Source organism: Trinickia sp., assembly GCF_057351765.1.
Genome location: NZ_JBMRBK010000021.1, coordinates 1 through 18,807, shown reverse-complemented (window position 1 = coordinate 18,807; position 18,807 = coordinate 1). Strand labels below are relative to the sequence as shown.

Sequence of the window (18,807 nt, the reverse complement as noted above, 5' to 3'; positions counted from 1 at the left end):
GTTGCGCGCGCCGCGCTCCCGCCGCGCGGCCCGGTCCACACTGGGATCGCGATAGCGAGCCTCAGCCCAGCCTTTCCTTCAGGAAGGCGACGAGATAGGGCGTCGCGGCGGCTGCGACCGTCGATGCGACGGATGGATCGACGCCCATCCGGTTCGCGATCGACTCGGCGACGCGTCCGGTGAGCACGCCTTCGCCGCCTTCCATCAGCGATTTGAAAACACCGTCGCCGCGCACGATACCTGCGGCAAACGCGGCAAAAAAGCTTTTGCCCGGGCTTTGGCCGAGCAAGCCCCCGCCCTGCTCTTCGACGTGAGCATGCGCCGTCTCCGCCGCCTGGCTCAGCATCCGCCGAGCATCGTCGGCGCCAATGCCTTGCGACGCCAATGCCTGAGCCGCCTGAGCCCCATGCTCGGAGGAAAGAAACTCGGAAATGAGCTGCTGTGCGTCCATGAGACGATCTCCTGGTGGGCCGGCGGTATCGGAAAACCGCGGCGTTGAATGGATAAGCAAAGGAGGCACACGATAAGACGAAAACGAACGTCGCGGCCGACTGACGACTCCCTGCGAACAAGCCCGCTCAATATAAGCTATTTGAGCGTCTCGTTCGAGCAGGACGACATTCGCCGAAGGCGAAACGGCGCGCGTTGCGCGCGCCCATCGGGCTCAGGGCTTGGCGCCCGTGACCTGCACCGGCATGCGCTTTTCCCAGGCGGCGAGAATCTGATCTTCCATCTCGCCGTAACTGCCGCCGAAGTGGTGGCCTCCTTGCGTGCGAATGACTTCCCGCGTGCCGGCAAGCGCTGGGCATAGACTGTCTTCCTCAGTCTCGCCGTAAAAACACTGGACGAGTCCTGCCGGGAGCCGATCCACCTCCGGGCGCACCTGCAACGCCTTGTCGCTCGGCGGCAAGCCGAGCCAACCGGTTACCCGAACCTGGAAATCGGCCGTCGGCGCAAAGCCCAGCAGCGAGACGAGCGCAACTTTCTCGCGCAGCGGGGCCGGTAGCCGATTGTAGGCGAACGGCATCACGTCGGCACCGAACGAGTAGCCGATCAACGCAACGGATTTGATATGCCACCGCGCCGAATAAAAACGAATCACGCGGGCGAGGTCGCGGCTCACCTGCTCCGGCGTTCTCTCGCTCCAGAAATAACGCAAGCTGTCCCAGCCAACCGCGGAGACGCCATCCTTGGCGAACTCCTCGGCAATGCTCTTGTCCAGATCCCGCCAGCCGCCGTCACCCGACATGACGATCGCGAGCATCCCGCGCGGATGAGCCGACGGCAATTCGATCAGCGGCAAATCCGAAACGTCCTGTTCGCCGACCGTATCGGCAAGCAGATGTGGGCGGACCAGCGTGACGAATTGCTCGCTGCGCGTCGTGGTCGCGGCAAACAGATGCGGCGGCTGCGTCAAGACCGGTGCGGTCAGGCTCTTGTCGTCCTTCCGATTCCGAAAACTGGGCGAATCGGCGCCTTCCTTGACGGCCGAACGTTCGGCCTGGCGCATCGGGGCAATGCCGCCCGGGCTCGTCACGCCCGTTTCCACGAAACCGGGCAAGACGCTGCCGCGGCTGATCGTCGGATCGGGAGGGCAAAGCTTGATCCGCTTGTCCAAGGTGCCGTGCGGATCGATCGATACGGCGCCCGCCACCGTATTCGCCGGCGCCTGGGCGAGCACGTGCAGAGCAAGCGTGCCGCCCGCGCCGGTCCCCGCGACGATCGGTGCGAAATAGCGGCTCGACTTCAGTTGCCGCTCGAGCTGATGACTGACCGCCTCCGCGTCCCCGACCAATTGCTGGCAAGGATTCGGGTCCGCCGCGAGACGGGCCGTATAGCGCTCGGTATCGACGCCTACGGTCAGCGCCCCCTCATGCGCCAATGCCTCGGCGGCTTGCTGATCGGCCGGCTTCCAGCTCTTGCCGGCCGAGAAGAGCACGACGAAGCCGCGCAACTCGCCCGTAGGCCACGCCACCGTAACGTCGCCGTAGCGACCGCCCGAAATACGCGCAGGCTCGGCATGCGCCGCGCCGCAAATCAACATGCCCGCCGCCATGGCGAGCGAACCCAATTTTCGTACTGCCAAACGAATTGTCATGAACGGCGACCGCCCGCCAAAATTGAAAGATCGACCAAGGTCATAAGCGCGCCGATCCAGCCGGAGACCGCGAGATAGCGCGGCTCCCAGCCTGGCTGGAATTTGCCTTTGAATGCGCGCAATCCCTGGAAATTATAGAAACGCCCGCCGAATTTCCAGACCATCGATCCGAGCCGATGAAGCGGCGAACTGAGCGGCATCGGCTGGACGCCGGAAAACGGCGCCATGCCGAGGCTGAGGAACCGATATCCCGCGCTTTTCAAATGCATCGCGAGTTCGATGAACAAATAGTCCATGACGTACGGCGAAGCTTCCGGCAGATGCCGCATCACGCCCACCGTCGCCTCGACATTCAGATCGGTCGTCATGAAGGTCGTGAATGCAACCGGCACGCCGTTTTGACGGACCAGCATCACGGATTGCGCGGCGAGGTAGGCCTCGCTGAATGCGGCCACCGAAAAACTCTTTTCACGGCCGGCCCGGCTGCCGAGCCAGCGATCGGAAATATCCCGCAGTATTTCAAAGTAAGCGGGGATATCCGGCGCATCGACGACTTCCGTCGTGCAGCCGTCGCGTTGCGCGCGGCGCAGCGAATAACGCAACGCCGCCCGCTTCGGCCCGTTCAGATCGAACGCATCGAGGCCCACGCGAGCCTCCTCGCCGAGCTTCATCAGCGTGAGGCCCGAATCCAGATAGAGCGGCAACGAATCCGCGCGGACCTGATAGAACGCCGCGCGGCCGCCGTGCGCATGCGCGAGCGCCACGAATTTGTTGATCAATTCGGCCCATTCGCACCGGGGCCCCACCGGATCGTGCAGGGCCGCCCACGTGCGACCGTGCTTGGCATACATCAGGAATGCCTGGCGCGAACCCGAGAAAAGAAAACTCTTGTCCCCCATCATCGCGAGCCCTGCATCGCTGCGCTCTTGCCCGCGGATGATCTGAACCGCATCGGTCAGGTCTTCCGAACTCGGATGGACGAAACGCCCCTTGGCGGGACGCAGCAGTTGCCACAGCGCGAAAGCCGCCGCGGACAATCCGGCCGCCAGCATGGCGCGCAGCGAGCGCGAGGCGCGCTCGTCGAACGCGAACTGCCACCAGAGATCGTTGCTGTAGGGAACGTTGCGGTACGCGAAGAACATGATCCACGCGGCGCACATGATCACGATCGCCACGGACATGACCCATCCAAGCGTGAAACGCTCCGCGAAAAGCGACGAGCGCCGGCTGAACCGGCGACGCGTACAAAGCAGCAATACGACCAGCGAAGCGAGGATGCCGGCTTCGACGAAGGCCAGCCCTTTGATGACGGAAAGGACGAGACTGACGGCCACGAGCGTCAGCGTGAGCCACCAGGCCGCATCCAGTCGGCGCAGCAACCCGCGAGCGACGAACAGCAATAGCACGCCGAGCACGGCGCTGACCAGTTGCGAACTCTCGAGCGCCCAAAGCGGGACCAGATGCCGAAGAATCGCGAGCCGGCGGCCGAAAGCCGGCGTCGCGCCGGAAACGATCAGCATCGAGCCCGCGAGAAATGTAATGAGGCACAAAAAAAGCGGCGCGAGTTGCGCCAGACCCGCGACGCGCCGTAGCGGCAGGCGCTGGCGAAGCGCACGCCCTTCGAAGCCGGCCAGCACGCCGGCCGACAGCAGAAGCGGCAGCCCGAAATAAACCACGCGGTAAGCGAGAAGAGCCGCCACCAGCGACGGTGCGCTCAAGTCCCCGCCCAGCGCGAAGACCATGACGGACTCGAATATGCCGACGCCGCCCGGCGTATGGCCCACCATGCCGAGCAGGAGCGCCGCCGAATAGACGGTCAGGAAGCTGACGAAGCTTACATCCGTTTGCGGGAGAAAGACCCAGAGCGCCGCGCCGGCGCCGACCACATCCAGTACCCCAAGCGCGATTTCCCAGATCAGATCGGCTCGCGAAGGGATGTCGAACGCCAGAGCCCGCCAGCGCGTGCGCAGTTGTCGCGTTGCAGTCCCGCAGCAAGCGACGATGACCGCCAACAGGGCCAGCACGAGCGCGCTGCCGATCGCGAGGCTGGCGCGGCCCACATGCATCATCGCCGCGAGCGGCGCCGTATCCCAGAGCGCGCCCAGCGCGCTAGACAGCAACAGTGCAAGGGCCAGCGAGACGCCAGTGAACACCGTGAGGCGGCCCACCTGGGCAGGCGTGACGCCCACCGCACCATACACGCGACAACGCACCGCGCCGCCCGTCAAGGCGCCGAAGCCCGCGGCATTGCCGAGCGCCGACCCGGTCGCTGCCCCCACCCAGAGCAATGGGCGCGGCACCTTGGCCGCGACGTGGCGCAGCCCGATGGCGTCGCGCGCGACGAGCGCGACGAAGCTCAGTGCCGTGGCGCCGAGCGCGATCAGCCACCTGTCCGGAGCAATGGCGAACAACTGCCGGCTGACGGAGTGATAGTTGATGCCTTGCGACATGTGCTGGATGGCCACCAGCAGCAGTACGCAGATACCCAGCGCGAGCGCGGGCGACACCAACCGCTTGTAATCGATGCGTCGATACGTACCGCGAAGCGCTGTCAGCGCCTTTCGGCGGTACTCCCCCTCATGTCGCTGCATATTTCCTGGACACCGGTAACACGACCAGCCGCTCCCGGCCCGCGACAGCACTGACGCCTGTCGCCGACCGTCGAGAAGAGCGATCAAGCCCCTTTACCGATCGATGTAGCAAATTGTGATCTAACAAACGCTGGAAGGATGCATCCGGTTGACTTCGATAACACCCCGAGGAAACCCGACCGCACGTTCGCCGTTACGGCAACAAGCCTTCCCTCCATATCGACACCGGGCAGGCGTTGCTTTAGGGAGCCGTTCGCGTTGTCCGGCACTCCTTCGATCGACGGTCATGGCGCCGTGACCCGCGCCGGACGGGGCGCTCATGCGTTTTGGGAAAGGAGTCGCAAGCAGGCATATCATTACGCTGACAATAACCTCGCGCACCGACCGATATGATCGTGATCAAGCTCCTTGTGGGTGTTTGTCTGATTTTTGCCATCGTCGCACTCCTTTTTTGGGGCGGCCATCTGCTGAGCCTGCTCGGCAAACGCGGCGCGCGGCCGCCGCGCGAAGCCCCCGGCAAACGGACCCGTGGCGATTGACCGCTTTCGACTAAGCCATCCTTAAGATTGGCGCCCTACGCTGATATTGCCGAGCGCGAACGATCTTGCGCGCAACTGGCAAACAGATCGGGAGGTCGCACCATGAAAGCCATCGTCAAAACCACCGCCATTGCCATCACACTCGTCGTGCCGGCCCTTTCATTCGCTCAAACATCCAATGGGCCGGTGACGCGCGATCAGGTACGGGCTCAGTTGATCGAGCTCGAGCATGCCGGCTATAACCCGGCGCATGGCAATCGGGGAACCTATCCGGCCGAGATTCAGGCTGCCGAAGCGCGCGTCGCCGCAAAGCACAACGGCATGAACGACGCATCGGCGACCGACGTCGGCGGAACGGCGACGGGCACTGCGGAAACCGGACATACCATGCCCGCGATGACACCGGATATGAATAAACGGTCGATGTTCGGATATCACTGAGCGTGCGCGCCGCCGCAGCGGCCCTCAATCGCAACTGAAGCGGAAACTGTCGTTGAGGGCCTGCGGTAACACCAGCGTGCGGAGGCGCTCGGTTTTCGCGGTCTGGCAAAGCTGATCGCGCGCGCCGCCCGTGTTTTGCACGTACTTCGACGCGTATTCGGCATTGAAAACGGCTTTACCCGAGGCCAGGAATGCGCCATAGGCACTGCACTCGTTAAAAGCGTGGCATTGCTCGTTGACTGCAAAGTCGAAACTCGCACCCAACGCGCCTAATTGCTCGATGTCGTTCTTCAGCGCAACAGCCAAGTGCCGCGCATGCGCGGCGTTTGCGATGAAGAGGTTGAAGTCGGCTTGCGTCGAGCTGTCGAGCGGTAATCCGGGGTTGTTCGTGTAACCGTCCACGTTATCGGGCTCGACGCCATCACACCCTTTGCTGACGGCCAGATCGAGCCGTGCCGACATGATGTTGCGCACGTTCGTCGATCGCGTATCGACCCAGCGTTCACCGGACCACCCTTGCACGCTGTTGCCAAGATCGGACGGCAGGAATCGCGAGTAGTCGGGCCGCCAGTTTTCCGCGGTGCCTGCCGAAAAATAGCAAACCACCCTGCGACCCTGCGCCTTCAAACTGTCGATGACCGATTGCGGTGCGTCGAAAAGATCGATGTCGTAGACGCCGACTTGATAACTGGTATCGATTGCGCCGGTCAGCTGCCACTGCCACGTGTCGGTCTGTACCGGCATCCAGTGCGTCGCGGCCGATGCCGTCGCAGCCGAAGCGCCTCCCGACGAAGTGCTCGCCGCGGAAGACGCCACGACGGAACCCGCGGCGGCCGACGACGCGTCGGCGACCGATGACGATCCGCCTCCGCCGCAGGCTGCGAGCCCCGTCGCGGCAACGGCCCCGATGCAAAGCCCCGCAAGGCGCATGACTTCCCCTGAGTTATTGTCGACATTCAACTGTCACGCGCCCCAAAGCGCGCAGACGATCGGAACTCAAGTCCGAAGCAGGCCCGATGATACCTCAGACAGTTGTCATGTCGTTACTGCCGCGATGCCTTCAGGCTCCCGGGGGTAGCAACGAAACGCCGCTAGCGAAGCCAGCAGCGCGGGGACGGCGGCAAGCATGAACAATGAGGATTGCGAAATGTTCATGGCGAGCAACAAGCCGCCCGATAGCGATCCGACGATCGATCCCAGACGTCCGACACCCAACGCCCAGCTGATGCCCGTCACACGGCTTTCGGTCGGATAGTATTGAGCCGCGTAAGCATTCGCGCCGATCTGCGAACCGCTGATGCAAAAACCGACTCCCGTTACCGCGAGCATCAACGGCATGCCCTGCGCGTGGCCCAGCGCCGCAATCAGCAGCGCGCCTGCGCCATAAGCCGCACCGAGTACGACGGGTGGCTTGATCCGATCCATCGTCTTGCCGATCGCCACCGCACCGATGGTTCCACCGATCTGATAGAGCATCATCAAACGAGAAGCGTCGGCCAAGCTCATGCCGGCGTTATGTGCGATCGTGGGAAGCCAGTTCGTCATCAGATAGACGATCAACAAGCTCATGAAGAAGATGCACCACAGCAGCAGCGTCCCTGCGCGAAACCCATTGGCAAATAATTGGCGCACCGGCGATCCTTCCGCCTTCGCCTCGGCCAGGACGAATCTCGTCTTTTCGGTGAATTCATGCTTGGCGATGCGCGCAAGCAAACTCGCGACGCGCTCGGACTTTTCGCCTGCGGCCACGAGATAACGAACCGACTCCGGTAACGACACGATCAGAACGGGCACGAGCGCAAGCGGAAGGACGCCTCCGGCAATGAGCACAGCGCGCCACCCATACTCGGGCACGAGATGCGCCGACAGCACGCCGCCCAAGCCGGAACCCAGTGTGAAACCGCAGAACATCACTGTGGTCAGGAAGGATTTCCGGCTTTGCGGACAATACTCGGACGTCAACGCAATGGCATTCGGCATCGCTCCGCCAAGCCCCAGACCGGTGACGAAGCGCAGCGCGATCAGCGATTCGATCGTCGGAGCGCGGGCGCATCCGAGGCTTGCGAGACCGAAGAAGGCGACGCACGCAATCAACGTTCTTTTACGCCCGATTTTGTCGGCGACCGGTCCGAATACGAACGCCCCTATCATCAAGCCTGCAAGGCCGGCACCGAACAGCATGCCGAGCACCGAAGGCCCAATGTGCCACGCCTGTCTCAATGCCGGCGCGATGAAGCCGACACATGCGGTATCGAGGCCATCCACGGCGACGACGCAGAACGACAAAATAAGAACCCACCATTGGAATGGCGAAAAACGTTGCGCGTCCATCCACGCGCGCACGTCCACACTCGCAGTGTGCGATTGCATAGCTATGTCTCCTCCAGATGTTGCCTAGTGTTTTATGAGTCTGAGTCTGGACAGGCGCGATGTCGCTGCGCGCCGATCGAATCGTTTTACGAGGCGCTCATACTTCGACGTAAACGTCGTCGCCCCGCAGCTCGACGGGATAGGTCGCGATATCCTCGGTGAGCGGCTCGCACATCGCGCGTCCGGTGCGAACATCGAACTTGCCTTGATGAAGCGGGCATTCGATCTCATGTCCGTCGAGAAATCCGTCGCACAAGCGGGCATTGCCGTGGGTGCAAAGATTGTCCGTAGCGTAGACCGCGCTGCCAATACGATAGAGCGCGAGCTCCCGTTTCTCGAGCGTGACCACCGATACGTCGTCGGCTGGAAGCTCTGCGATGGAAATGACTTTCGTCCATTGTGCCGCCATGGTTCGCCTCAAATGGGATAAATGATTGAATTCGGAATCATTTCGCTGTCGAAGACGCAAAGCTTCGATTCGAACTTCAGTCCATCGGCCGTGCGGCGAATGACATCGAGGTATCTGCCCGCGTTGAACGGCGTCGTCATGCCATCGGGCTTCGTACGAAACACCACGTAATTCGCTTCGGTCTCGATTCGTTGCGGATCCGCGCGAACGATGCGCGGAATGCTCACGATATGGCGTTGGTAATACGGATCGTGAAAGATCGTTTCGGAAATCCCGTAGACGCGATCCTTCAGCATGCCCCGGCTTTCGAACGAAAGCGTCGCAAGCGGCAGATTGCGTTCGTGGTTCTCGCGCGGTTGAAGCTTGTAGCTACAGTCTTCGGTGAAGAACCCGGGCCATTTGTCCCAGTTGCCGCTATCGAGTACCGCCGCATAGTCGGCATAAAGCGCGAGGACCGCTTGAAAAGTTTCGAAGTCCAGCATTTCAAACCTCCATCACGCGGCGCCAGTAGTCATACATCCCGCGAATCAGCGTCTCGGTCACCATGTGCTCGGCCTCTTCGACGCCGCGCCCGCCGAGCTCCGCGAGCGTGCGATGGTTTCGCTTCTTCGAAAATGCCTCCTGCGAAAATTCGATGACCTCGCCGTCGTCGGCGGAAACGAAGCCGGCGGGACCGAACAGATTCGCCTGCCGCAAACGGCGCTGCGTCATCTCGGGGGGATCGTCTTCGAATCCGAAGTGGGTCCAGACGAAGTCGAACGCATCGGGCCCGACTGGCTGGATATGCCGCGTCGAGACCGAGTTGACCTGCTGCTGGATGATGACGCTCGGGAAAATCGTCATCAGGACGGCGGTGGGCCCACCCCACCACGGTTCATGGACGACATCGAGAACACGGTCGTCGTTGAGCGCCATCTGCTCCTTGAAGCTCGTGACACCGCTCGTGACTTCTCCTTTGCCGCCGGCGCCGCGCGTCGAAATCATCGCGGCGTGCCGGAAGTGCTCGTCCATCCGCAGTTCGGACTTGTTGTCGGCCCGCCAAAGGCCGAATGTGACGAACCAGGTATGCAGCAGGCCGGGGTGATACGGGTCCTTGATGTTTTCCTGCATCAATTTCCAGTTTCCGGGGATACGCTGACGGTTGTAGCCGAGCACAGTCAGCTTGCGGCCATCGAAGAGCCGATCGAAATATCGCGAAATGGTCGGACCGAGATAGTCCTCGAGCGGCTGCACGTCGTGATCGAACGATGCGAAGATCACGCCGTTGCGGCAGGCGACCTTCAGCTTCGTGAGCCCGTGCTCCTTCGGATCGAAATCGGCCGGCATACCGCCGTTGATCTTCCCGTCCTGTTTGACGCCCCGGCGAAACGGTACGCCCACCAGGTTGCCCTTGAGGTCGTAGTTCCACTGGTGATACGGGCACGTCAGGTCCTTGCGGTTGCCGAACTTTTCGCGGCAGAACTGCGCGCCCCGGTGCGCGCAGACGTTTTCGACGACATGCACCTCGCCGTCCGCCGAACGCGTCGCGATAACCGAGCGCTCGCCGACGGCAGTCCGTTTGAAATCGCCCGCGTTCGGGATTTCCGCCTCGAGGCCGATGTAGCACCAATGGCCCGAATAAAAGAACCGGTCGAGTTCCCGCCGATAAATGTCGGCATCGGTGTAAGCCCAAAAGGGAATGCGACTCGATCCTTCCGAACCCCAGGCTGGCTGGGATCGCTTCATGCTGTCCGCCATCGTCGTCTCCTGTCTCTTTACGCGGATACCCATATTTCCTCGTTGCCGTCCGGCGCCACTGCGTCGGCACGTTTCATCGATCAAACGCCGCTGGGGTAAAAGGCATCGGCGTAGATGTGTTCGCGCGCGATGCCTTTGCGCGCGAGCACGAGCGTGGCTGCGTCGACCATCAGTGGCGAGCCGGCGACGTAGGCGCGCCAGCCGCTCATCTCTTTCCAGTCTTCATCGATCGCATGCGTGACGACGCCGGCTCGCCCGCTCTTTGCCACAGGTTCGGACGAGGAGGCGACGACGATATGGCTGCGCAGCGGCGGATATTCGGCTTTCAATGCGTCGAGCCACTCCGTGCCATAGACATCGGCCGACGAGCGCACGCCAAAGTACAAATGAATGGGGTTCGTCATTCCGGCGGCGATCGCGCCGCGGACGATCGAGAGCACCGGGGCGAGCCCGGTTCCGCCCGCGATGCAGATCATCGACCCCTCGTGCTTGCGACGCAGATACGCGGTGCCCATTGGGCCGCTGACGCGGACCGTATCGCCGAGTTTCAGCGTCGATGCGACATAGGACGTCACGCGGCCGTCGGGCACCACGCGGATATGAAACTCGAGTTCGTTCGCCGAATCGGTACAGGCCATCGAATAGGGCCGACTCAGATCCGGCGCGAACTGCAGTGTCGCGTATTGCCCCGGCGAGAATTGAAGCGGCTTCGCCAGCGCCAGCCGCAGACGCACGATATCGTGCGTGACGCGTTCCAGGCCCACGACCGTCGATTTGACGATACGCGCGGGATGCACGACGATCTCGTCCGGTTCGGGGATTTCGATGGCACAGCTTTCGACGAGCGTCGCCTGACAGGCGAGCACGGAGTCCCCGGCGCCCATCGGCGCGCGCGCTTGCTCGGGGCCCGCCTCGATCACTTTTCCGCCGACCACCTTGCATCGACAGGTGCCGCACCGGCCCGCCATGCAGCTGTACGAAACGGGGATGCCGTGCTCGCGCAGCGTGTCCAACAGGTTGGCTCCGGGCTCGGCGGCGATGGTGCGCTGCAGCGGCAAAACGGCGACTTCCATGGCAGTGCTCGTCTCCAGATATCGTTCGGTATGGCGAGATAGTGCGCGCGCCGTTAGTATTGATAAATAGAAACGGGTGAATATCCTGTATCAATTTCAGTGATAACGCATGGGGATGGCATGGAGCTGCGGGACATCGATCTGAACCTGCTCGTCGTATTCAACGAGCTATTGCGGCTGCGGCGCGTGTCCGCCGTCGCCGAGAGTCTCGACGTGTCGCAGCCGGCGGTCAGCAATGCGTTGAATCGGCTCAGGCGCCTTTTGGGCGACGAGCTTTTCCTGCGCACCGCCAAAGGAATGGCGCCGACACCGTTCGCGGAACGGTTGGCGGAGCCGGTGGGCTATGCGCTCGGCGCGATCCATACGTCGCTCAACGAAAAGGTGACGTTCGATCCGGGAACGAGCCGCCGCGATTTCTCGATTGCCATGACGGACATCGGGGAGATCTATTTCCTGCCCGAACTGATGAAGCGGTTGGCGCTGACGGCGCCGGGCGTGACGATCTCCACTACGCCGACGAGCCGCCCCGATCTACACGAGCTGATGGAAAGCGGGCAGATCGATCTGGCGATCGGATTCGTCCCGGGCCTGAAGACCGGCTTCTTTCAAAGACGACTGTTTCGTCAGCGTTATGTCTGCCTGTATCGCAAACGGCACCCGCTGGCGGAAGACGGTATGACGCTGAAAGCGTTCCGTGCGGCGCATCACGTCGCTGTCGTCGCGCAAGGCACGGGGCACGGGATGGTGGACGAGGTCATTCAGCGCGCGGGCATCGTGCGGGACGTCCGCTTGCGCGTTCCGCACTTCGTCGCGGTAGGGCACATCCTGCAAAACACCGATCTCATCGCGGTGGTGCCGCAGGCCTACGCGGACAGGACGCTCGCGCCGTTCGGTCTCGAATCGGCACCGTGCCCCGTGAAAATTCCCGATATCGTGATCAACGTACTCTGGCACGCAAAAAACCATCGCGAACCCGCCAATCAATGGCTGAGGCAGATCGTGTCCGACGTGTTTTCGTTTTGAGTGCCGACGCCTGCGCGCAAGCCGGCAAAGCGCCGATGCTTCGCCTATGATGGGACGATGTTTCGTCCATGCGATACGCGGAGGCCAGCATGACCGATCGATTCGACGCCGTCATCATCGGCACAGGTCAATCCGGGCCCGCGCTGGCGGCGCGGCTTTCGTCGGCCGGTATGCGCGTTGCGATCGCCGAGCGCAATCTTTTCGGCGGCACGTGCGTGAACACTGGCTGCATCCCGACCAAGGCATTGGTTGCCAGCGCCTACGCCGCGCATCTGGCCCGTTGCGCCGCGGATTTCGGTGTCGATATCGGCGGAACGATCGATGTCGATATGCGTCGCGTCAAGGCCCGCAAAGACCAGATATCCGGCAAATCGAGGACCAATGTCGAGAAATGGTTGAAAGGGCTCGAGGGTTGCACCGTCCTCGAAGGGCACGCCCGCTTCGAATCGGCCAATAGCGTGCGCGTCGGCGACCGCGTGCTCAGTGCCGAGCGCATTTTCGTCAACGTGGGCACTCGTCCCTTCATTCCCCCTATGCCGGGGCTCGACCAAGTCGACTTTCTGACCAATTCCACGATGATGGACGTGGACTTTCTGCCCGAACACCTGATCATTATCGGCGGCAGCTATATCGGCCTCGAATTCGCTCAAATGTATCGGCGCTTCGGCAGTAACGTCACGGTCGTTGAAAAAGGCCCGCGCCTGATCGGCCGCGAAGACGAGGACGTCTCTTCAGCGGTGCGCGATATTTTGGCGAAAGAAAGCATTGGGATCGAACTGCATGCCGAGTGTATGGCAGTGGAAAAGCGCGGCGCGCATATCGCAGTCAAGCTCGACTGCCAAGGCGGCAAGCGCGAGATCGTCGGCTCGCATTTGCTCGTCGCGGTCGGACGCAAACCGAATACCGACGACCTCGGCCTCGATCGGGCCGGTATCGCCGTCGACGAACGCGGCTACATCACGGTCGACGACCGGCTTCAGACGGCTGTTCCGCACGTCTGGGCGCTCGGCGACTGCAATGGCCGCGGGGCTTTTACGCATACGTCGTACAACGACTACGAGATCGTCGCCGATAATCTGCTCAATGGCGACAACCGTAGCGTGCGCGACCGGATTACGGCTTATGGCCTGTTCATCGACCCACCTCTCGGCCGCGCCGGCATGACGCTCGAGGAAATCCGCCGCGCGGGCCGCAAGGCGCTCATCGGCATGCGCCCGATGGAGCGCGTGGGGCGTGCCGTCGAAAAGGGAGAAACCCAGGGTTTCATGAAAATCGTCGTCGATGCCGATACGAAAGAAATCCTCGGGGCGGCGATTCTGGGCGTCGGTGGCGACGAGGCCATTCATTGCGTGCTCGATACGATGTATGCCAAAGCGCCCTACACCGTCATGCAGCGTGCGATGCATATTCATCCGACGGTATCGGAGCTACTGCCGACGGTGCTTGGCGAGTTGAAGCCTTTGACCGATATCGATGCTGAAAGGAGGTAGCGGCGATGAGCGTGGCGCTCAATCACACTATCGTCTACGCGCAGGACAGGGATGCGTCGGCGGCGTTTTTGACGGAGATTCTAGGGCTCCCCGCGCCGACTGCGTTCGGCCCGTTTCTCGCCGTGCGGCTCAGCAACGGCGTGACGATGGACTTTCTGACATCCGGCAAACGGCCCGCCTCGCAGCACTATGCGTTCCTTGTCAGCGAGACCGAATTCGACGAGATCATGGGACGCATACGGGCCCGCAAGCTGCGGTACTGGGCCGATCCCGCCCAGCGGCGCGAGGGCGAGATCAACACGAACGATGGCGGCCGCGGCGCGTATTTCGAAGATCCGAACGGCCACTTCCTCGAGATCATTACGCGACCCTACGGCGGAGCTTGAGCAAGCGCCGTGTGCCGTTCGTCGTTCGACGCAGCGCCTCGTGCCGCGCTGCGTCGTTCAATAGATCTCGGGCACGATCATGTCAGCCGGGACGGGATTTCGAATGTAGTCCTCGTTGTAGACACGCTCCGGCAGCGTAACGGCCGGGTGCTCGACCTCCTGGTACGGCACCTGGCTCAGTAGATGATGGATGCAGTTCAGGCGTGCGCGTTTCTTGTCGACGGCTTGGACCACCCACCAGCGCGCCTCCGGAATATGCGAGCGCTGCAGCATCACTTCCTTCGCCTGCGTATAGGCTTCCCAACGGCGCCGGCTCTCGAGGTCCATCGGGCTCAGCTTCCATTGTTTGAGCGGGTCTTTGATGCGCGCCTGAAAGCGGATTTCCTGCTCTTCGTCGGTAATCGAGAACCAGTATTTTAGGATCTGGATACCGCTTCTCACGAGCATCTTTTCGAATTCCGGCACGGAGCGATAAAACTCTTCGCACTCGTCATCGTCGCAAAATCCCATGACGCGCTCGACACCCGCGCGGTTGTACCAGCTCCGATCGAACAGCACCATTTCGCCGCCGGCCGGAAGATGGGCCACGTAACGCTGAAAATACCATTGCGTGCGCTCGCGGTCGCTCGGCGCAGGCAAGGCAGCCACACGGCACACGCGCGGATTGAGCCGCTGCGTAATGCGTTTGATCGCGCCGCCCTTGCCGGCCGCATCGCGTCCTTCGAAGATGACGACCAGACGATGGCCCGTTGCCACGATCCAGTCCTGCAGCTTGACCAGTTCGCCCTGCAACCGGAACAGCTCGCGAAAATAGTGCTTGCGCGCCTCGCGTGCTTCGGGCGAAAGCACGCCCGCACCGTCAAGAAGCCGGTCGTCCACTTCCATTTCGACTTCTTCGTCGTAGGCGTCGATGAGGTCCTCGTGGAGACGGCGCTGCCGCTCGTCGAGCGCGAACGTGTCGGATCTCGGATCCTCTTCCTTCATGGCGATTCTCCCAATGCAATGCGCGGCGGCGAATATGGACGGTCCAACCCGCCCCGATTTTCGGGGCGGATCATGACGACCATATTACCGGGGGCGCTTCGCTCCGGTTCCGGGCCATGCGCACGCGCGTCACGCCACCAACTGCCCCCTGTCGTGCTTGGCCGTCCGATTGTTCACCGCGGAACGCCAAGGCTCCCCGCCTTCCAACGCGGGCGTCGATTCGAAGAGCTCGGCGATCCACTCCGCAAATACGCGCACTTTCGCGGACAAATGCCGGTTATGCGGATAAACGATCGAAATGGGCTTTGGCTTCGGATTGCAATCGGGCAAGACTTCTTTCAACGAGCCGTCGATCAGATGCGGCAACACCATGAAAAGCGTCGGCTGAATCAGGCCGAATCCTTCCAGGCCGCAGGTGACATAGGCATCCGAATCGTTGACCGTGACAACGCCATTCATCTTCACTTCCACCGGCTTGCCGTCGATCAGAAACACCCACGGCACGGCGCGTCCGTCATGGCTCGCGCGGTAGTTGACGGCACGATGCGAAACGAGATCGGCGATGCTTTGCGGCGCGCCATAGCGCTCGAGATAACCCGACGATGCGCATGTGACCCGCCGCAACATCCCGATGCGACGCGCCACCATCGAAGAATCCTCGAGCGGGCCGATTCGAATCATGCAATCGACGCCCTCTTCGACCGGATCGACGGCACGGTCCGACAACCCGAGATCGAGCGTGATGTCCGGATAGCGCTGGTGAAAGAGCGGCAACGCCGGAATCACGAGCCGCCGCCCGAGCGCGCCCGGCATATGGACGCGCAGCATGCCGCCCGGTTTGCGATTGCCCACCTGAAAGCTCGCGTCGGTCTCCGCGATCTCCGCAAGAATCTTGATGCAGTGCTCGTAGTAAGCCGCGCCGTCCGAGGTGAGCGCCAGCCGCCGTGTCGTGCGATTCATCAAACGCACGCCCAGCACCGCCTCGAGATTCTGAATGACGGTGGTGACGGTCGCGCGCGGTATGCGCAGCGTTTCCGCCGCCCGCGTGAAGCTGTTCGCCTCCACCACGCGGGTAAAGACTTCCATCGCCTGTAGCCGGTCCATGCTCGCCCTCCGAATAGCCAACAGTCGAGAATAGGTCACCGAGCGGGCGCGACACAAGTCTCCGGCTCCGTAACGCCTCGCCGGAGGCCGCGCCGTTCCTCCGGAGAAACGCACATCGATTTGATCGATTCGATCAAAATAAGGGTTTACACAGAGTTGAAACGACCGATCCGGTCGTCTAACATGCTTGCATCGATCACCGGCGATGGCCGCCCCAGCGCTCGCTAGCGCGTCGTTCCTCCCACGCCCGGCCTCGGATTGACCGAACCGATCAAAACAATGCACCCGCGATCGGGCGCACCATCGAGCAGGAGATATATCAGTGGCATTCAAAGGAATCGTGCCCGCGCTGATCACACCGATGACGCCGGACGAAGAAATCGACGAGCAAGGACTCCGGACGCTCGTCGACAAGCTCATCGAGGCGGGCGTACACGGTCTTTTCGTGCTGGGTACCAATGGCGAGTTCATTTCGCTCTCGGAACCGGAGAAGCTTCGGATCGCGCGCATTGCCGTGGATCAGGCACGTTCGCGCGTGCCCGTCATTGCCGGCACCGGCGCCTACGCCACGCGCGATGTCATCGCGCTCAATCGCAAGATGGAAGACGTCGGCGTGGACGCCGTTTCGGTCATTACGCCCTATTTCAACGGTGCCACGCAGGCGGAGCTGTTCACGCATTACGAACGCATCGCGCGCGCCACTGCGCTGCCCGTCATGCTCTATACGATTCCGGCCAAAGCGGGCGTTACGTTGAATGTGGATACCGTTCGGCGTCTGGCCGACATTCCCAACATTCGCGGCATCAAGGACAGCGGCGGAGATTTCGATCGGCTCTTGCAGTTGATCGCGTTGCGCCGCGACGACTTTGCCGTGTTCACGGGCACCGACTCGATGATCCTGTGGACATTGATCGCAGGCGGCGACGGCGCGGTTGCCGCCACCACGAACGCCGTGCCCGGCGTTGTCATGTCGATTTGGAACAACTTTCAACGTGGCGACATCGCGGCTGCGCGGCGGGCGCAGGAATCGCTGCGCGCATTGCGCGAAGCGTTCGCGCTGGGGACGCTGCCCGTCGTGTTGAAGACCGCCGCGCAGATGCTCGGGATGCCTGCAGGACCGGCGCGCTCGCCCGCGCAACCGCTCGATGCAGCGGCCCGCGAGCGGCTCGCCAAAGCGATCGAGCACTATCCGCGCATGGATTGACAGACAGTCTTCACGCCCTCATCCGATCCGAAAATCCTTGCCCCCCCCTATGAACCCGGCTTACCACTTCCAAACAGTCAGGCACATCGTGCACGGAGCCGGCAGCCTCGAGCAGTTGCCCGAGAAGCTCGCCCTGCTCGAGCGTCCTATCCGCCGCGTCGCCTTCATCACGCAGCCGGCCATGGAACGCAACGGTGTCGCTGCGCGCGTCGTCGCGGCGCTCGAATCGAAGGATATCCAGGTCCTGACGGTACGCGATGTCGAGCCCGAGCCGACTATCGAAAACGTCGAGACCGTATTCGGCGAGCAGATCGCGCCGTTCGCGCCCGACGCGGTCTTGTCGATCGGCGGCGGCAGCGTGCTCGATGCGGCGAAGCTCTTCGCGGCGCGCATGACGAATCGCGAGCCGTTGCGCGACTGGCTTGGCGTCGATCGCATCGGCTCGCCCGGCATCCCGCTGATTCTCGTGCCGACGACCGCCGGCACCGGCTCCGAAGTCACGCCCAATGCCATCGTCACGCTACCGGACGAGGCGCTCAAGGTGGGCATCGTGAGCCGTCATCTGCTGCCGCAAGTGGTGATCCTCGATGCGACGCTCACGCTCGGTCTGCCCCAGCCGATTACCGCGGCAACCGGGATGGACGCATTCATTCACGCGCTCGAATCCTATATCTCGACGAAGGCCAATCCGATCAGCGATATGTATGCGATGGAATCGATGCGCCTGATCGGTGCGAACATCGTCGACGCTTATCGGAACGGCAGCTCGCTTGCAGCGCGCGAGGCGATGCTGCTCGGATCGATGTACGGCGGTCTCGCCCTCACGGCCGCGGGGACCGCAGCCGTGCATGCGCTCGCCTACCCGCTCGGCGGGATGTTCAATATCACGCACGGTGTCGCGAATTCGATGCTGTTGCCGCACGTCATGCGATTCAATCGCGATGCGATCGTCGGGCGCCTTGCCAACGTGGCGCGCGCGCTTGGACTGTCCGTTCATGGCGATGACGACGCGGCGGCAGCCGACAGCCTGCTCGCATCGATCGGCACCTGGACCGAGGTCATGGCCATCCCACAGGATTTGCGCGCGTTCGGTGTATCGGAAGCCGATTTGCAGCCGCTGGCCGAAGCCGCACTCAAAGTGAAGCGGCTGCTCGGCAACAACCCCAAACCCCTCGATCTCGAAGACATCAAGGGGATTTACAAGCGGCTGCTGCCATGAGTTCGTCCGCGCAACGGCAGGCGCCGAAACTCCTCGTCGTCGGCGACGATCTGTCCGGCACGGCCGACAGCGCCGTTGCCTGCGTCCGCTGCGCGATGCGTGCGCGCGTCGTGCTCGACGCCCATGGCGCAACGAATTC

18 protein-coding genes are annotated in these 18,807 nt (G+C 62.4%); 7 read left to right on the top strand and 11 right to left on the bottom strand.

The genetic code is table 11. The features are described 5' to 3' along the window. Positions 1-61: 61 nt before the first annotated feature. From ACO1XS_RS04390 to mprF, 3 genes are all read right to left on the bottom strand, one after another. Entirely contained in the window at positions 62-451 is a 390-nt protein-coding gene (locus ACO1XS_RS04390; protein ID WP_486390082.1) for a hypothetical protein, read from the bottom strand. Between the two features lie 213 nt (positions 452-664). After that, positions 665-2,098, bottom strand: coding sequence for a virulence factor family protein (locus ACO1XS_RS04385; protein WP_331566466.1), 1,434 nt, complete (start codon positions 2,096-2,098; stop codon positions 665-667). Further along, complete coding sequence (gene mprF, locus ACO1XS_RS04380) at positions 2,095-4,689, bottom strand: bifunctional lysylphosphatidylglycerol flippase/synthetase MprF (RefSeq protein ID WP_331566468.1); 2,595 nt, start codon at positions 4,687-4,689, stop codon at positions 2,095-2,097. Before mprF ends, ACO1XS_RS04385 begins: the two co-directional genes overlap by 4 nt. Before the next feature lie 389 nt (positions 4,690-5,078). Here mprF and ACO1XS_RS04375 point away from each other — a divergent pair, with 389 nt between their 5' ends. Together ACO1XS_RS04375 and ACO1XS_RS04370 are read left to right on the top strand one after the other, a co-directional pair. Then, on the top strand, positions 5,079-5,228 hold the full coding sequence (locus ACO1XS_RS04375) for a hypothetical protein (RefSeq protein WP_331566470.1): 150 nt from the start codon (positions 5,079-5,081) through the stop codon (positions 5,226-5,228). A gap of 102 nt (positions 5,229-5,330) precedes the next feature. After that, positions 5,331-5,669, top strand: coding sequence for a DUF4148 domain-containing protein (locus ACO1XS_RS04370; protein WP_331566472.1), 339 nt, complete (start codon positions 5,331-5,333; stop codon positions 5,667-5,669). Between the two features lie 24 nt (positions 5,670-5,693). Here ACO1XS_RS04370 and ACO1XS_RS04365 read toward each other — a convergent pair whose 3' ends face one another. The 6 genes from ACO1XS_RS04365 to ACO1XS_RS04340 form a co-directional block, all read right to left on the bottom strand. Then, on the bottom strand, positions 5,694-6,599 hold the full coding sequence (locus tag ACO1XS_RS04365; protein WP_414720152.1) for an endo alpha-1,4 polygalactosaminidase: 906 nt from the start codon (positions 6,597-6,599) through the stop codon (positions 5,694-5,696). Positions 6,600-6,704: 105 nt separating this feature from the next. Next, complete coding sequence (locus ACO1XS_RS04360; protein WP_331566476.1) at positions 6,705-8,039, bottom strand: MFS transporter; 1,335 nt, start codon at positions 8,037-8,039, stop codon at positions 6,705-6,707. A gap of 97 nt (positions 8,040-8,136) precedes the next feature. After that, positions 8,137-8,448: a non-heme iron oxygenase ferredoxin subunit gene (locus ACO1XS_RS04355; RefSeq protein ID WP_173256721.1), complete on the bottom strand. Its 312-nt coding sequence runs from the start codon at positions 8,446-8,448 to the stop codon at positions 8,137-8,139. An 8-nt stretch (positions 8,449-8,456) separates the two neighbouring features. Further along, positions 8,457-8,930, bottom strand: coding sequence for an aromatic-ring-hydroxylating dioxygenase subunit beta (locus tag ACO1XS_RS04350; protein WP_331566478.1), 474 nt, complete (start codon positions 8,928-8,930; stop codon positions 8,457-8,459). Between the two features lies 1 nt (position 8,931). Further along, positions 8,932-10,173: an aromatic ring-hydroxylating dioxygenase subunit alpha gene (locus ACO1XS_RS04345; RefSeq protein ID WP_486390081.1), complete on the bottom strand. Its 1,242-nt coding sequence runs from the start codon at positions 10,171-10,173 to the stop codon at positions 8,932-8,934. Between the two features lie 92 nt (positions 10,174-10,265). Next, positions 10,266-11,258, bottom strand: a complete 993-nt coding sequence (locus ACO1XS_RS04340; RefSeq protein WP_331566482.1) for a 2Fe-2S iron-sulfur cluster-binding protein — start codon at positions 11,256-11,258, stop codon at positions 10,266-10,268. A 120-nt stretch (positions 11,259-11,378) separates the two neighbouring features. Between ACO1XS_RS04340 and ACO1XS_RS04335 the strand changes: the two genes are divergently transcribed. The 3 genes from ACO1XS_RS04335 to ACO1XS_RS04325 all read left to right on the top strand — a co-directional run bounded on the left by ACO1XS_RS04335 (position 11,379) and on the right by ACO1XS_RS04325 (position 14,157). After that, on the top strand, positions 11,379-12,281 hold the full coding sequence (locus ACO1XS_RS04335) for a LysR family transcriptional regulator (RefSeq protein ID WP_331566484.1): 903 nt from the start codon (positions 11,379-11,381) through the stop codon (positions 12,279-12,281). 89 nt (positions 12,282-12,370) lie between these two features. Continuing rightward, a complete protein-coding gene (locus tag ACO1XS_RS04330) occupies positions 12,371-13,771 on the top strand; it encodes an FAD-containing oxidoreductase (RefSeq protein WP_331566486.1) in 1,401 nt (466 codons plus the stop codon). Positions 13,772-13,776: 5 nt separating this feature from the next. Next, positions 13,777-14,157, top strand: a complete 381-nt coding sequence (locus tag ACO1XS_RS04325) for a VOC family protein (protein WP_331566488.1) — start codon at positions 13,777-13,779, stop codon at positions 14,155-14,157. A 57-nt stretch (positions 14,158-14,214) separates the two neighbouring features. Here ACO1XS_RS04325 and ppk2 read toward each other — a convergent pair whose 3' ends face one another. Then, positions 14,215-15,141, bottom strand: coding sequence for a polyphosphate kinase 2 (ppk2, locus tag ACO1XS_RS04320; protein ID WP_486390080.1), 927 nt, complete (start codon positions 15,139-15,141; stop codon positions 14,215-14,217). Positions 15,142-15,270: 129 nt separating this feature from the next. After that, complete coding sequence (locus ACO1XS_RS04315) at positions 15,271-16,245, bottom strand: LysR family transcriptional regulator (RefSeq protein WP_331566492.1); 975 nt, start codon at positions 16,243-16,245, stop codon at positions 15,271-15,273. 316 nt (positions 16,246-16,561) lie between these two features. Between ACO1XS_RS04315 and dapA the strand changes: the two genes are divergently transcribed. Continuing rightward, positions 16,562-17,449 carry a 4-hydroxy-tetrahydrodipicolinate synthase gene (gene dapA / locus ACO1XS_RS04310; RefSeq protein ID WP_331566591.1) on the top strand — a complete coding sequence of 296 codons (888 nt, stop codon included), beginning with the start codon at positions 16,562-16,564 and terminating at the stop codon, positions 17,447-17,449. A gap of 49 nt (positions 17,450-17,498) precedes the next feature. Continuing rightward, positions 17,499-18,668 (top strand): iron-containing alcohol dehydrogenase, encoded by a 1,170-nt coding sequence (locus tag ACO1XS_RS04305; protein ID WP_331566494.1) that lies wholly within the window; start codon positions 17,499-17,501, stop codon positions 18,666-18,668. Positions 18,669-18,807: the final 139 nt, after the last annotated feature.